The sequence below is a fragment of the Sorangiineae bacterium MSr12523 genome, assembly GCA_037157775.1.
Taxonomy (GTDB): domain Bacteria; phylum Myxococcota_A; class Polyangia; order Polyangiales; family Polyangiaceae; genus Pendulispora; species Pendulispora brunnea.
This window is the reverse complement of sequence record CP089982.1, coordinates 7,567,726-7,580,750: the sequence shown is the minus strand read 5'-3', so window position 1 is coordinate 7,580,750 and position 13,025 is coordinate 7,567,726. Positions and strand designations below refer to the sequence as shown.

Here is a 13,025-nt window from a genome sequence, read left to right as displayed (position 1 = left end):
CGTCGTGACCGCGATGCGCGTGATCCCCGTGGCGGGGCAGGACAGCATGTTGCTCAATTTGAGCGGAGCGCATGCCCCATTTTTCACGCGCAACGTGGTCGTTTTGGAGGACTCCGCCGGAAATAAGGGCCTCGGCGAGGTGCCGGGCGGCGAGGGGATCCGGCGCACCCTCGAGGATGCGCGCTCGCTGGTCGTCGGGCAGCCCATTGCCACGTACCACCGTGTGCTCGATGCGGTGCGTGCGCGCTTCGAGGACCGCGATGCCGAAGGGCGCGGTGCGCAGACCTTCGACCAGCGCATCACCATTCACGCCGTCACCGCGATCGAGTCCGCGCTGCTCGATCTCTTGGGCAAGCATCTGGACGTGCCGGTCTGTGCCCTTCTCGGCGACGGCCAACAGCGGCCGCATGTGCCGGTACTTGGCTACTTGTTCTACATCGGCGATCGGCGGCGGACCGATCTGCCTTACCGCGAGGGGACGCAGGACGACGCGTGGATGCGCCTGCGCGACGAGGAGGCCCTCACGCCCGAGGCCATCGTGCGGCTCGCCGAGGCGGCGGAGCACCGTTATGGCTTTCGCGACTTCAAGCTCAAAGGCGGTGTCCTTCGCGCCGACGAGGAGGCAGAGGCCGTGCGCGCATTGGCCTTGCGATTTCCCGATGCGCGCATCACGCTCGATCCCAATGGGGCATGGTCACTTCGCGAGGCCATTCGCATCGGGCGCGACCTCGCCGGGGTGCTCGCCTACGCGGAGGATCCGTGCGGTGCCGAAAACGGCTTTTCCGGTCGCGAGACCATGGCCGAATTCGCGCGTGCGACGGGGCTGCGCACGGCGACCAACATGATTGCCACGGATTGGCGTCAGCTCGGGCACGCCATCCGCGCCGGCGCGGTGCACATTCCGCTGGCCGATCCCCATTTTTGGACAATGGCCGGCTCCGTGCGGGTCGCGCAGCTCTGTGCGAGCTTCGAAAGCTGGAATTTGACCTGGGGTTCGCACTCGAACAACCATTTCGACATTTCGCTGGCCATGTTCACGCACGTTGCCGCCGCCGCGCCGGGCGACATCACGGCCATCGACACGCACTGGATCTGGCAAGACGGCCAGCGCCTCACCCGCGCGCCGCTGCGCATCGAGGGCGGTCACATCGCCGTACCCGACGCGCCCGGCCTCGGCATCGAGCTCGATTCCGAGCAGCTCGAACTCGCCCACGAGCTTTACCAATGTCATGCCCTCGGCGGGCGCGACGATGCGGCCGCGATGCGTTACCTCGTTCCCGACTGGTCCTTCGACCCGAAGCGCCCCGCGCTCGTGCGTTAGCCTTCGAGGTACTTCAAATAGGCGAGCAGCCGCTCCCAATGGCGCTCGGCGGAGGCCGCGTCGTATGCAGGCAAATCGACGACGGCAAAGCCGTGCGCCGAGCCGGGATAAAGCTCCACCGCATGGGGTACTGCGGCGCGTGCCAGCGCGGCCTCGAGCCCGGCCGACGTTGCGGCGGTATGTCGCCGATCGATCTCCGCCACGCCGATGTAAATCGGGGCGCGCACCTGCGCGGCGATGATCTCGGTGCTGGCGGGTTCCGTGACGAAGCCGCCCCCGTGAAAGGAGGCCGCCACCCCGATGCGCGCGGGGTGTTTGCATGCGGCGGCGATGGCCAAGCCGCCGCCCAGACAATAGCCCACCACGCCGTGCGCACGGCCACGCACATCGGGCTGGGCATCGAGGAAATCGAACCACACGCCGGCATCGCGCATGGCATCCTCGCGATCGAGCGAAGTCACCGTGCGCATCAGTCGATCGAACTCGGGGCCGCTGCCCCCGAAGACGGCCTGCGGATCGAATGGCTCGTAGGCGCCAATGCGATAATACAAATTCGGCAACAGCACGAGGTAGCCGTGCGACGCCATGCGATCGGCCATGGCGTACAGCGCATCGCGAAGGCCCAGCCCGTCCATGAGAAAGAGCACGCCGGGCCATGGGCCGTTTCCTGCGGGGCGCGACACGTAGGCATTGGCCGCGCCATCGGCCGTCTGGATTTGGACCATCGTTCCTGTCATGCACCGCATGGTGCTACAGGTTCTTCCAGAACGCGACGAAAACGCGACCAAACGCGAAAGCCGTCTCAGTCGTCGATTCGGAATTCCTGGCCGTAGACGTGCCACACGAGTGGCGTGTGCAAGTCCAGATTTCCTTCGTTGAGGAAGCGTCGCTGGGCGGTGTCGACGCGGCTGGTGTTGCTGTGTTCGGGTTCTGCCTTCATGGCCTCGACCCGCGCATCGAGGAAGGCGTGAAGGTAGGCGACTTCGTCACCTCCTTGCGCGGGGGTGGGCCGGTTGTTCATGGCATTGCGGCGGATCGAGCCAAAACTCAGCGGATCCCCGCCGTTGCCGTGCATGACGATGGCGTCGTAATAGGCAAATTGGCCGAGCGCTCCGAGGCCATCCTGTTTGGCCTGGGACACCGAAGGGTTGAAATAGACGCGATCGCGTTCGTAGTCCTGCGCCCTCTGAAAATCCGGATCTTGCGCGGCCGTTTCCCAATCGCCGGGATAATTCGGATCGAGCCCCTCGTGGGACGGTGTCCCGTTTACGTTGCGCAGGGCAGGGAGGTACTGCTCGAGAATATTCCCTGGTTTGACGTTTTGATAGTGCTCCACGAGCTGCAGCATATCGCCCGTACCGGAGCAAAAGCCGATGATGCCTGCGGTGTAGCCGCGGCCGTCGTCGATGTCCTCGATGTACTTGTATTGTGCCCGCCAATCCAACGAGGAGTTCTCCGCGCTGGATACGAGCTGCATCGCGATATCCTTTTTGTGCGGCTCCTCGAGGTCCGACGCCAATAATGCGCCGGATACGCTCTGCGGTGCCGCAGATTCCGCGGTACAGCCGATGGCGACTGTGGACAGAATCGCCAGAATGCTTGCTGCCATCGAAGACACGAATCGCGTTTTCATGGGGGATGCGCCTCCCTGATGTTCGTAAATGTTCTTAACGAATATCAATCGAGCGCAATATGTCAATACTCAATCGATGTGATACGAGTCTCCGTATACCTTCCAATCGAGTGGCGTATGCAGATCGAGATTGCCGTTTTTGAGGAATACGCGTTGAGCCGTATCCACACGGCTCGTGTCCTCGTGTTCCGGCTCAGCCTTCATGGCTTTGACCCGCGCGTCGAGGAAGGCGTTTAGGTAGGTAACTTCATTACCACCTTGTGCCGGTGGTTTTGCCTTCTTCAGCGCATTTTTGCGGATAGAGCTGAAGCTCAACGAATCGCCACCGTCACCATGCATGACAATCGCGTCATAGTAGGCAAACTGACCGAGTGCTCCGAGCCCGTCTTGCTTGGCCCGCGATACGGCGGGATTGAAGTAGACGCGATCGCGCTCGTCGTTCTGAGCGCGCTGGAACACCGAATCCTTGGCGGCCGTTTTCCAGTCCTTCGTGTAATTCGGGTCCAAACCGGCGTGTGAGTCGGTCCCGTCCACCTTGCGAAGGGCCGGAAGGTATTTTTCGAGAATGTTTCCCGGTTTCAAGGATTTGTAATGCTCCACGAGGTCCAGCATGTCGCCGGTCCCGGAGCAAAAGCCAATGATGCCCGCCGTGTATCCGCGGCCATCGTGAATATCTTCGATGTATTTGTATTGCGACTTCCAGTCGAGCGAGGAATTTTCCGCGCTGGACACGATTTGCATCGCAATGTCCTTCTTGCGCGGCTCATCGAGGTCGCCGCCGGCTGCGAGCGCCGTGCTGGATACTTCTTGGGATGACGTTTCGTCATCTGCTTCGGCTTGCGCGCAGCCCATTGCCATTGCGCCTGCTGCGATCACCGCAGCCAGCACTGTGCACGGGCGCGCCCAGTCAAGGAGAGACCTTCGTCGGGATGCATGCTGCACCAATTGGATCTGCATGAGCTTTTCCTCCCAATTCGTTAGGAAAGTTTCCTAACGAATATCCAGGCAATGGAATTCTGTCAATGTAGTTCCCAATCCAAATTGGTTGCTGCAATGCGCCAATTTATTCAATCGGGGAAATTTAGGCAAATGGAAGCTTATCCAGGCAACAAAGCGGAAGGTGGGATGTCAGATCACGGTGACGCACGAGCATTGTGATTGTGCACGGGTGTCCATTTCGCGCATTGCTCCGGATTGTGCGTGTAGGCGTCGTTGATTGGGCATTTATTCAGGCTCATTGTACGGATGTGACATGAATCCATTCGCCGCATCGGCCGGCCATTGACAATGAAACCCTTTGGATTGTGCGCCCGGGAGATCGGCCCGACGAAGACCTGCATCGAGGCCGGTTCCGGCGACCTGCCAATCGTTTCCAATGTGTCAAGCCAATGGATCGTCGCGGGCGCGGGTCAGAAGCAGGCACCCGCGGTGCACGTGCCGTTGATGCACGTGGTCCCCGGCGCGCACGCACTCGATCCGGACGGTGTCTTGGGGCAAGGCTGGCCCGCGGCGGCCATGGGGGTGCAGGCTGCTGTTTCGGTATACACCCCTCCTTGGTCGAAAGCGGCCGGGCACACGCTCTCGATGCAATGGACTTGCTCACCGCCGAAGTTGCCGTTTCTCCGTCTCACCGGCGGGTGCGTCGAGTTCTCACTACAACCCGTGGCGATCAGGAATGTATTGGCTAATGCCGTCGATAAGAAAATTAGATAAAGGCCGAGTCGACTCGTACGAATCATGAAGCGGCATGGCCTCTCCAGCCATTGAGATCTATCTCTGTACACCTTTAGGGCAAGAGCCAATGCTTTCCGATGGACCAACCGAGGAATCGTCGGCCGCCCGATGCCGAGTGAATCCCATCTTCATTGAAATGGTGCCCTTTCGCTACGGACCGGAGTCCCGCCCACACCGGTTCGAACCGCGTTTGGAAAACGAGGCGTTGTTTCTCGAGATGGGACGAACCCCATTCCAAAAATGCGTCTTGATCCGAGCGATCGAGGTGCGCGAGGTAGAAGATCATCTGGCGCCATGCGTAGGCGGTGTTCTTCATCATCGTCAATCGAGTGTGCCAATCGGGCAGGATTCTTCGTTGGCGCCGGCAAATCCACGTGAAGGTGTGGCGCGCCATGCTGGGGATATCAAGACCAGGCGCCACGTGCAGCGCATCGAACAGGAGGACGAGATTGTGCGTCGTCAGGATTTGCGCCTGCTCGATGATGGTGCCGTTTCGAGCAACCGACCACGGGCCATTGGCGTGCGACGTCGCGAGCTCCTGGCAAATGGCATGCAATTGCGACGTATCGCTGTCCCGCAGGTTCGCCAGGCGATCACAAGGGATTCCATAATACCGGGGGTAAAGGCTCCCTTCCAACGCGCGGGCAGCTGTCTTGGCGGCGCGCATGAAGGTCTCCGAGAAGGCCCCCATGAAAATGTCGGCGGCGAGTTCGTCGACCCAAGGCGGGGATAGGCCCGCGCCTGCGGCGAGGGCTCGAAATTCTTTGGTGAGCGTATTCGGCAGGATGGTATGCGGGAATGCTCGAAGAACCAAAGTGGCCGTGTGAACCAGCGTTTCGCGGGCCTTGCGCTGCGAGGCCTCGTCCGAGGCCATCCAAGGCTGGATTACGGCCATCCAAGGTAATTCGGTGAGCTTGACCTGACTCTCCAGGTTGAGAAGAAGCAGCGAACGGCGACGGCGGAAAGCGAGGTAAACGGCACGGTAAATCCGTTGCAACTCCGGATCAACGATGGCCGCAGCACGGACTTGCGCAGTTAGGGATGGCAATACCTTGGCCAGGGTCTCGCTGGAAGGAATGCGCCCCCGTTCGAACAACGAATCGATCGGGGCCTCGAGGCAACGCAGCGCCTTTGCTGCGAGTGGCTCCGGAATGGGCTCACCGGCCTTGGCACCGATCTGGGATGCTTCCATATCGGTAAGCGGCCCGAGGAGGTCGTCGATATGCGGAATACCCTCGTCCGGCGCATACGGCGCGAGCCTCGCGGCCAGAGCGCGCGCCATCTCGACATGCGTCGGCTTGGCTGCCGTGCGGCCCTGCGCAGCGCGCGCATTTCGGCACCTCTCGCTTCCCGGCTTGCCGCGGCGGGCGACGAAGGATGCCAGGATCTTGCGAATCATTCCCACGTCACCGCCCGTGAGCGCGTTCGGATCGGTGAGAATGATCTCCATGCAACGACGAAGGCGGGCAAAGTTCTCCTTTCGCTTTTCCGGCTTTCGACACAGCGTGTGCACGTTGCGTGCGGCGTGATAATCGTCGAGCAGCGCCTGTGCGCGGTCGCGCCAGTCGGGCGGATAGCGCCGGCAAGGCCATCCTTCATCGCCGTCCACGGTTTCGAGGAAGAGGGCCACCGTCCGATCGTAGAGCGGGGCCCAGATGCGGAGGGACTCGTTCATGCGCGCGACTGCGCGTTGCGGCTTCTTGGCGCGCAGGCTCGCCACCACTTCGCCTGCAGTATGCACGTGAATGTCCAGCCCACTGCGGAGGGGCTGCGCATGCGGCACCGGATAGAAGCGAAGGCGCTCGAAGAAGGGACCGAGCACCTTGAGGAGTGTGCCGGCGCGCTCGCTCTCGCCGTGCCGTAGCAGCCAATCCACCACGAGCAGGGCACCTTCCTCGGGCACCTGGACCCGAAAGCAGCCCGTTTCGAGCATGGTCTCGAGGTCGGCGCGTCCCGCGTCGCCGAGAAAATGAAGGTTCAATGCCGCCCGCTCGGCGCCCTGCATGTGCGGCGGGGCTGCGGCGAGCCATGCATGCTCGTGCGGTTGCAGCGGTCCGCCTGCTGCATGCTCGCCCGTGGCAAATCCGCCGTGGAGCACCTCCAGGGTGACCCACGCCGGCGTGTTCGCCACCGGTGTGCGCGAGCCAATGCGAAGGGTGCCATCGGCGAGCCCACCGAGAACGAGCTCCCATCTCCGCGCGCGCGCAGCCGCACCCTCGCCCGTGCCCGCGAGCGCCTTTATGAGCTGGCCCAAGGGATACCCCATACCGTTCGCATTGCTCATGCTTTCACCGGACCTGGAGACAGGATTCGAACCTGTGCCCTGCCGGTTCCAGCCGGCTGCTCGCCACTGAGCTTCTCCAGGAATATAGAAATGCAGATTACTCTTTTGCCACCCGATTGTACCGCGACGAGGCGCGGCCTTTGCGTACGTCGTCCTCGATGCTCTTCAGCATCACCGTCAAGCCCTCCAGATCGAGATCTTCGAAGCGTTTGAAGCGGATGCAGCCCTTCCCAGTGCTCACTTTTCCGAGTTGGCCGGCGTATTCGTCGATGACGTATTGGCCGTCGCGCACGGAGGAGACGTAGAGGCTGATGTAATTCTTTTGAAGCGCCAATCCGATGAGAGGCCAGTCGATGGCCTCTTTGGACGACTTCGTCTTGTATTGGAACTTGCCATACCCAATCATTTTCATCGACATACCGGGCTTGCCCTCCGCCGTGCCGCGAAAGAATTCGCGCGCGAGGCTCGGGGCTCTCTTCCGAATGAGCGCGTCCAGCTGGCGTAGGTCGCGCTCACGGGAAGGATCGGCCGAGAAATACTCGTCCAGGGAATTGGCGTCGACGCGGAACATCGTTCAAAAAGGCTCGAAGCAATCGTAATTGCGTTGACGGAAGATCTGGCCGTCGCGGAATTCGAGAAAGACGGCGAAGCTCGCACGAAGAACGTCGCCCGGCGCGCGGGAGCCGACGGCGACGGCGAGCGTGCCGGACCATGCGACCTCGAGGGCCAAGGTGTCCCCCTGAGCGACCATGCTCTTGATTTCGTACTTTTGACTGAAGAGCACCTTGGTTCCGCGTCGGAATGCTTCAATCATGCCAGCGAGGTCGTACTCCACGCCATTCGGGTTGAGACGGTTGGGCAGTTCCTGCTGGATGACACCCGGATGCAACATCATGAGCAACCGTGCTTCGTCGCCTTGTTCGATGCAGTCGAAGTAGTCCTGAACCAGTGCTTTCGGATCGCTCATGGCACGCACTCTAGGCGAGACGAGCGCCGTTTTTCACGACGACTTGGAGATAAAATTTATCCTGCCGTATCGTCCCAGCCGGGCGCGTGCGGGAATAAAACCGGGACATCCGGGAAGCGCGGGACTGGCTCGCTGGTTGCTTGGAGTGGGCGCGCTTACCATGCTCCTTACCATTTCGACGACGGATCCGGCGCTCCGCCCGGCGACGGACCTCGGCTACCTGTTGGGCAAGAATCCGGATCGTGTGCAGTCGTTCGAGCTCGGCTTTGGGCGAGCGCACGTCTTTTATCCGGTGGCGTGCGCCGAGCGGTGCACGGCGGCGCTCCTGCTCGATGTCGATCCGCTGCCGCTCGAGCCCTACGTGAACGATCGGCCTTACGTCGCGTCGTCCTTTCTCAGCGTGGCCATTGCCCAGGTGTTTGGCTCGGCACTGGGCGGCAAGAGCCGTGAGCGGCCGGAGCGGGCAGGGCATGCGCTGTCGTTCGAGGCCACCCTCGAATCGCTCCCGTGCCGCGGTGGGCGTGCGCTCGTCGAGAAGCTGTTCGTCCCGCTCGGTTATGCGGTCGAGGCCGAACGCCTTCCTCTCGACCCGCACTTCCCTTCGTGGGGAGATGGCCCTTACCACCGCGTGCGGCTCCGCGGCGCCGTTCGACTCGGGGAGTTGCTTTCGCACCTGTATGTGCTCATTCCCGTGCTCGACGACGAAAAGCATTATTGGGTTGGCGATGACGAGGTGGAAAAGCTGATTCGCAAGGGCGAAGGTTGGCTGGCCACGCACCCCGAGCGCGATCTGATTGCGTATCGCTATTTGCGTCACCAGCGTTCACTCGTGCGGAGTGCGCTCGAGCGCCTATCGCTCGATGAAAGCGCACCCGCCGATGCGGAAGCCACTGCTGCCGAAGAAACCGTGGAGAAGAAGCTGCGGCTGGACCACGTGCGTATCGAGGCCGTGGTGGCCGAGTTGCACGCCCTCGGTGCGCACTCCGTGATCGATCTGGGGTGTGGCGAGGGAAAGCTTTTGCGGGCACTGCTTCGCGAAAAGGCGTTCACGCGCCTCGTCGGCGTGGATGCTTCCCTGCGCGCGCTCGAGATTGCACGACAGCGGCTCGAGCGCGAACGCAAGGAGCGCGTGGAGTTGATGCAAGGCGCGCTCACCTACCGCGACGCGCGATTTCGCGGTTTCGACGCGGCTGCCCTCGTGGAGGTCATCGAGCACGTCGATCCTTCGCGCCTCGCGGCGCTCGAAGGGGTCGTCTTCGGCGACGCGCGCCCTGGCAGCGTCATCGTGACTACCCCCAATGCAGAATACAATGTTCTTTTCGAGTCGCTTCCCGCGGGACGGTATCGCCATTCGGACCATCGCTTCGAGTGGACGCGGGGCGAGTTTGCTGCCTGGGTTTCCCGCGTGGCCACGACCCATGGCTACGAGACCCGCGTCCAGGGCATCGGCGCGGAGCATCCGGTCCATGGCCCGCCCACGCAGATGGCCGTCTTTCGGCGCGCCCAAGGAGAAGGCGCATGACCCGGCTCGTCATTCCAGAATTGTCACTCGTCGTACTCGTCGGGTGCTCCGGTGCGGGCAAATCGACCTTTGCACGCAGCCATTTCAAGCCCACCGAGATCCTCTCGTCCGACTTCTTCCGCGGGCTCGTCTCCGACGACGAAAATGAGCAATCGGCCACGGCGGACGCGTTCGAAGCGCTTCATTTCGTGGCCGGCAAGCGGCTCGCGGCCGCGCGCCTCACCGTCATTGACGCCACCAACGTGCAACCCGAGTCGCGCAAGCCTCTGGTCGCCTTGGCGCGGAAGTACCACGCGCTTCCCGTGGCGGTGGTGCTCGACGTTCCGGAAAAGGTGTGCCGCGAGCGCAATCGCGCGCGGCCCGATCGCGATTTTGGCGGCCATGTCGTTCGGCAGCAGGCGTCAATCCTTCACCGCTCGATGCGCCGCCTGAAAGACGAGGGCTTTCGGCATGTGTACGTGCTCTCCTCGCCGGAGGAGATCGCCGGGTGCACGATGGTGCGGCAGCCTCTTTGGAACAATCGAAAGAACGATTACGGCCCATTCGACATCGTGGGCGACGTGCACGGCTGCTACGACGAATTGGTCGAATTGCTCGCGAAGCTTGGATATGCCGTTGGCGGGACACCGGAGGAACCTTTCGTCACCCCGCCCGCAGGGCGCAAAGCGGTATTTCTGGGCGATCTCGTGGACCGCGGTCCCGGTGTCGTTCCCGTGCTTCGTCTCGTCATCGCGATGGCCAAGTCCGGTGCGGCGCTCATGGTCCCTGGCAATCACGAGATGAAATTGCTGCGAAAGCTGCGCGGCAAGGACGTGAGACTCACGCACGGGCTGGAGCAAACGATGCAGCAGCTTGGCCAAACCGACGACGCGTTCAAGGCCGAACTGGCCGAGTTCATCGACGGCCTGGTGAGCCATTACGTACTCGATGGGGGCAAGCTCGTGGTCGCACACGCGGGGCTGAAAGAGGCATTTCAGGGCCGCGCCAGTGGGGCGGTTCGCGAATTCTGCCTTTACGGTGAGAGCACCGGCGAAACGGACGAATACGGATTACCGATTCGATACGACTGGGCCACGGATTATCGCGGGAGCGCCGCCGTGGTGTACGGGCATACCCCGGTACCGTCGCCCGAGTGGCACAATCGCACTTTGTGCATCGATACAGGCTGCGTCTTCGGTGGCGCGCTCACGGCCCTTCGATGGCCCGAGCGGGAGCTGGTGTCCGTCGAGGCCAAGCGCGTCCATTACGAGCCTGCGCGTCCCCTCGTGCCGTCGATCGATTCGAAAATCGCACCGCGGCCGCTGGACTATACGGACGTGGCAGGCAAACGGATCGTGCACACCCGGTATGCGCACACGGTGACCATTCGCGAGACCCACGCCGCACCGGCACTCGAGGTGATGAGTCGCTTTGCGGTGGATCCACGGTGGCTCGTGTACCTGCCGCCCACCATGTCGCCGCCGGAAACCGCGGCTCCCGGTCAGCCGTGGCTCGAGCGGCCGGAGGAGGCGTTCGCGTACTTTGCGGCGCAGGGCGTGCGCCATGTCGTCTGCGAAGAGAAGCACATGGGATCGCGTGCCGTGATCGTGGCCTGTCGAGACGAATCGGCCGCAGCCGCCCGATTCGACGTGGACGACGGTCGTGCAGGCGTCGTGTACACGCGCACGGGGCGCCCGTTCTTCGGGGATGCGTCGTTGGAGCGCGCCATCATCGACCGGGTGCGCGCGGCGATGGCATCGCTCTGGGACGAGCTCGAAACCGATTGGCTCGTTCTCGATGCGGAAATTCTGCCGTGGTCCGCGAAGGCAATCGAGCTCCTGAGGACGCAGTATGCTGCCGTCGCGAGCGCGGGCCTCGCCTCGCTCGACACCGCAGCGGGGCTCCTCGCCGCGCGAGGCGATGTCCCGGGTATGGCGGATCTCGCCGCGAAGTACCGCACGCGACACGACGCACTCGGCGCATTCCGTGACGCATACCGCCGCTATTGCTGGGACGTGCGCGCGCTGGACGACTACCGCATTGCACCGTTCCACGTGCTCGCGGCCGAGGGGCGCACCTTCGTGGACCGCTCGCACGTCTGGCACATGGAGACGTTGGCGCGGCTCGCCAAGGTCGATCCAGCGTTGCTCATGGCCACGCGTTACCGTGACGTGGATCTCGAGCAGCCCGAGGACGTCGCCGCGGCCATTGCATGGTGGGAAGCCCTCACGGATGGCGGCGGCGAGGGGATGGTCGTCAAGCCGCGCGAATGGATCCACCGCGGGCCAAAAGGCCTCGTGCAACCCGCACTGAAGTGCCGCGGGCGCGAGTACCTGCGCATCATCTACGGCCCGGAGTACGCCATGCCCGAGCACCTGGAGCGCCTTCGCGGGCGTCAGGTGCGCCTCAAGAGGACGCTTGCCATGAAGGAGTTCTCCCTGGGCATGGAGGCGTTGCACCGCTTCGTGGCGCGCGAGCCGCTGTTTCGCGTGCACGAATGCGTCTTCGCCGTCCTTGCCCTGGAGAGTGAGCCCGTCGATCCTCGCCTTTAGAGACTAAGTCATGGTCATGACCATGCGAAAGCGCGCCTTGTTGCTCATCATGCGCGCGTACGCCTCGGCCGCGTTCTCGAGGGGCACGGTCTCGATCATCGCGCGCACGTTCTCTTGCACGCTGAAGGCGAGCGTATCCTCTGCATCGATGGCCGATCCGGTGAGGGCTCCCTCGACGGAGCGGCCGCCAAAGATGAGTTGTGTCCCCGAGACGGGGATGGGCTCGCCCGAACCGCCGACGACGATCATGCGGCCACGCGGCCCCAGCCCACCGACCAGCGGCCCCATGGATTTGCTATCCGCCGCGGTGGCGAGGATCACCCGCGCGCCGCCCAGCTCCTGCAGCGCCTTGGCCGGATCCTTCTCCACGCTGTCGATGTAGTGCGCGGCACCCAAGCGCGTGGCGAGGGCCGCCTTTTCGGCGCCGCGCGCAATGGCCGCCACGCGAAAGCCCATATGCCTGGCATATTGAATCCCCAGGTGCCCGAGGCCACCGATGCCCTGAACGGCCACCAGATCGCCACCGCGCGCCGGCGAATTTCGTAGAGCATTGTACGTGGTCACGCCGGCGCAGAGCAGCGGGGCGGCCTCACGCGCATCGAGCCCGTCCGGCAGGGCCACGAGACCGTGCACGTGCGCCACGAGGATTTCCGCATAACCCCCGTCGTGCGTAAGGCCTGAAATTCGCTGATTGGGACAATCCACGAAGAGCCCGCGCCGGCAGGCTCCACAGTGCCCACAATGCCCGCCGAGAAAGCCCACCCCCACGCGCTGACCAACCTGCCACCCGGATACGCCGGCACCCAGCGCATCGATGCGTCCTGCCACTTCGTGCCCCGGCACGCGCGGATACGTGAGCGCGCGAGATTTGTTGTCGACGGTCAAGGCATCGGTATGACAGACGCCACAGGCCTCGACGCGAATGCGTACTTCACCGGGCCCCGGCTCGGGTACGGGACGCTGCACGATCTCCAGTGTGCCTGCCTGGCGAACTTGGACTGCGCGATACGTTTGCATGTCGCCATGCTAAACG

Annotated in this window: 9 protein-coding genes, 1 tRNA gene and 2 pseudogenes; 4 read left to right on the top strand and 8 right to left on the bottom strand. The window is 63.1% G+C overall.

What is annotated here, in order from left to right:
* Window positions 1-13 precede the first annotated feature (13 nt).
* Window positions 14-1,321 carry a glucarate dehydratase gene (gene gudD, locus LZC95_29675; GenBank protein ID WXB00237.1) on the top strand — a complete coding sequence of 436 codons (1,308 nt, stop codon included), beginning with the start codon at window positions 14-16 and terminating at the stop codon, window positions 1,319-1,321.
* On the opposite strand, the gene LZC95_29670 is transcribed toward gudD, so the two are convergent.
* From LZC95_29670 to LZC95_29660, 3 genes and pseudogenes are all read right to left on the bottom strand, one after another.
* Window positions 1,318-2,058 carry a dienelactone hydrolase family protein gene (locus LZC95_29670; GenBank protein ID WXA90610.1) on the bottom strand — a complete coding sequence of 247 codons (741 nt, stop codon included), beginning with the start codon at window positions 2,056-2,058 and terminating at the stop codon, window positions 1,318-1,320. The two genes, gudD and LZC95_29670, sit on opposite strands and share 4 nt — an antisense overlap.
* Before the next feature lie 65 nt (window positions 2,059-2,123).
* Window positions 2,124-2,912, bottom strand: a pseudogene (locus LZC95_29665) (chitosanase).
* A 111-nt stretch (window positions 2,913-3,023) separates the two neighbouring features.
* A pseudogene (locus LZC95_29660) lies at window positions 3,024-3,755 on the bottom strand (chitosanase).
* Window positions 3,756-4,241: 486 nt separating this feature from the next.
* Between LZC95_29660 and LZC95_29655 the strand changes: the two are divergent.
* Window positions 4,242-4,667 carry a hypothetical protein gene (locus LZC95_29655; protein WXA90609.1) on the top strand — a complete coding sequence of 142 codons (426 nt, stop codon included), beginning with the start codon at window positions 4,242-4,244 and terminating at the stop codon, window positions 4,665-4,667.
* A 73-nt stretch (window positions 4,668-4,740) separates the two neighbouring features.
* Here LZC95_29655 and LZC95_29650 read toward each other — a convergent pair whose 3' ends face one another.
* From LZC95_29650 to LZC95_29635, 4 genes are all read right to left on the bottom strand, one after another.
* On the bottom strand, window positions 4,741-6,972 hold the full coding sequence (locus LZC95_29650) for a hypothetical protein (GenBank protein ID WXA90608.1): 2,232 nt from the start codon (window positions 6,970-6,972) through the stop codon (window positions 4,741-4,743).
* 11 nt (window positions 6,973-6,983) lie between these two features.
* Window positions 6,984-7,053: transfer RNA gene (locus tag LZC95_29645), tRNA-OTHER, on the bottom strand.
* Window positions 7,054-7,069: 16 nt separating this feature from the next.
* Window positions 7,070-7,543, bottom strand: coding sequence for a DUF1801 domain-containing protein (locus LZC95_29640; GenBank protein WXA90607.1), 474 nt, complete (start codon window positions 7,541-7,543; stop codon window positions 7,070-7,072).
* A gap of 3 nt (window positions 7,544-7,546) precedes the next feature.
* On the bottom strand, window positions 7,547-7,939 hold the full coding sequence (locus tag LZC95_29635; GenBank protein ID WXA90606.1) for a nuclear transport factor 2 family protein: 393 nt from the start codon (window positions 7,937-7,939) through the stop codon (window positions 7,547-7,549).
* 160 nt (window positions 7,940-8,099) lie between these two features.
* Between LZC95_29635 and LZC95_29630 the strand changes: the two genes are divergently transcribed.
* Both LZC95_29630 and LZC95_29625 read left to right on the top strand, forming a co-directional pair.
* Complete coding sequence (locus tag LZC95_29630) at window positions 8,100-9,461, top strand: 3' terminal RNA ribose 2'-O-methyltransferase Hen1 (protein WXA90605.1); 1,362 nt, start codon at window positions 8,100-8,102, stop codon at window positions 9,459-9,461.
* Entirely contained in the window at window positions 9,458-11,992 is a 2,535-nt protein-coding gene (locus tag LZC95_29625) for a polynucleotide kinase-phosphatase (GenBank protein WXA90604.1), read from the top strand. Before LZC95_29630 ends, LZC95_29625 begins: the two co-directional genes overlap by 4 nt.
* Window positions 11,993-11,995: 3 nt before the next feature.
* Here LZC95_29625 and LZC95_29620 read toward each other — a convergent pair whose 3' ends face one another.
* On the bottom strand, window positions 11,996-13,009 hold the full coding sequence (locus tag LZC95_29620) for an alcohol dehydrogenase (GenBank protein ID WXA90603.1): 1,014 nt from the start codon (window positions 13,007-13,009) through the stop codon (window positions 11,996-11,998).
* Window positions 13,010-13,025: the final 16 nt, after the last annotated feature.

What these genes read in the sequence shown, in the direction of transcription:
- gudD (WXB00237.1), top strand. Translation starts at nt 14, where the DNA reads ATGCGCGTGATCCCCGTGGCGGGGCAGGACAGCATGTTGCTCAATTTG.
- LZC95_29630 (WXA90605.1), top strand. Translation starts at nt 8,100, where the DNA reads ATGCTCCTTACCATTTCGACGACGGATCCGGCGCTCCGCCCGGCGACG.
- LZC95_29620 (WXA90603.1), bottom strand. Translation starts at nt 13,009, where the DNA reads ATGCAAACGTATCGCGCAGTCCAAGTTCGCCAGGCAGGCACACTGGAG.
- LZC95_29655 (WXA90609.1), top strand. Translation starts at nt 4,242, where the DNA reads ATGAAACCCTTTGGATTGTGCGCCCGGGAGATCGGCCCGACGAAGACC.
- LZC95_29635 (WXA90606.1), bottom strand. Translation starts at nt 7,939, where the DNA reads ATGAGCGATCCGAAAGCACTGGTTCAGGACTACTTCGACTGCATCGAA.
- LZC95_29650 (WXA90608.1), bottom strand. Translation starts at nt 6,972, where the DNA reads ATGAGCAATGCGAACGGTATGGGGTATCCCTTGGGCCAGCTCATAAAG.
- LZC95_29670 (WXA90610.1), bottom strand. Translation starts at nt 2,058, where the DNA reads ATGACAGGAACGATGGTCCAAATCCAGACGGCCGATGGCGCGGCCAAT.
- LZC95_29640 (WXA90607.1), bottom strand. Translation starts at nt 7,543, where the DNA reads ATGTTCCGCGTCGACGCCAATTCCCTGGACGAGTATTTCTCGGCCGAT.
- LZC95_29625 (WXA90604.1), top strand. Translation starts at nt 9,458, where the DNA reads ATGACCCGGCTCGTCATTCCAGAATTGTCACTCGTCGTACTCGTCGGG.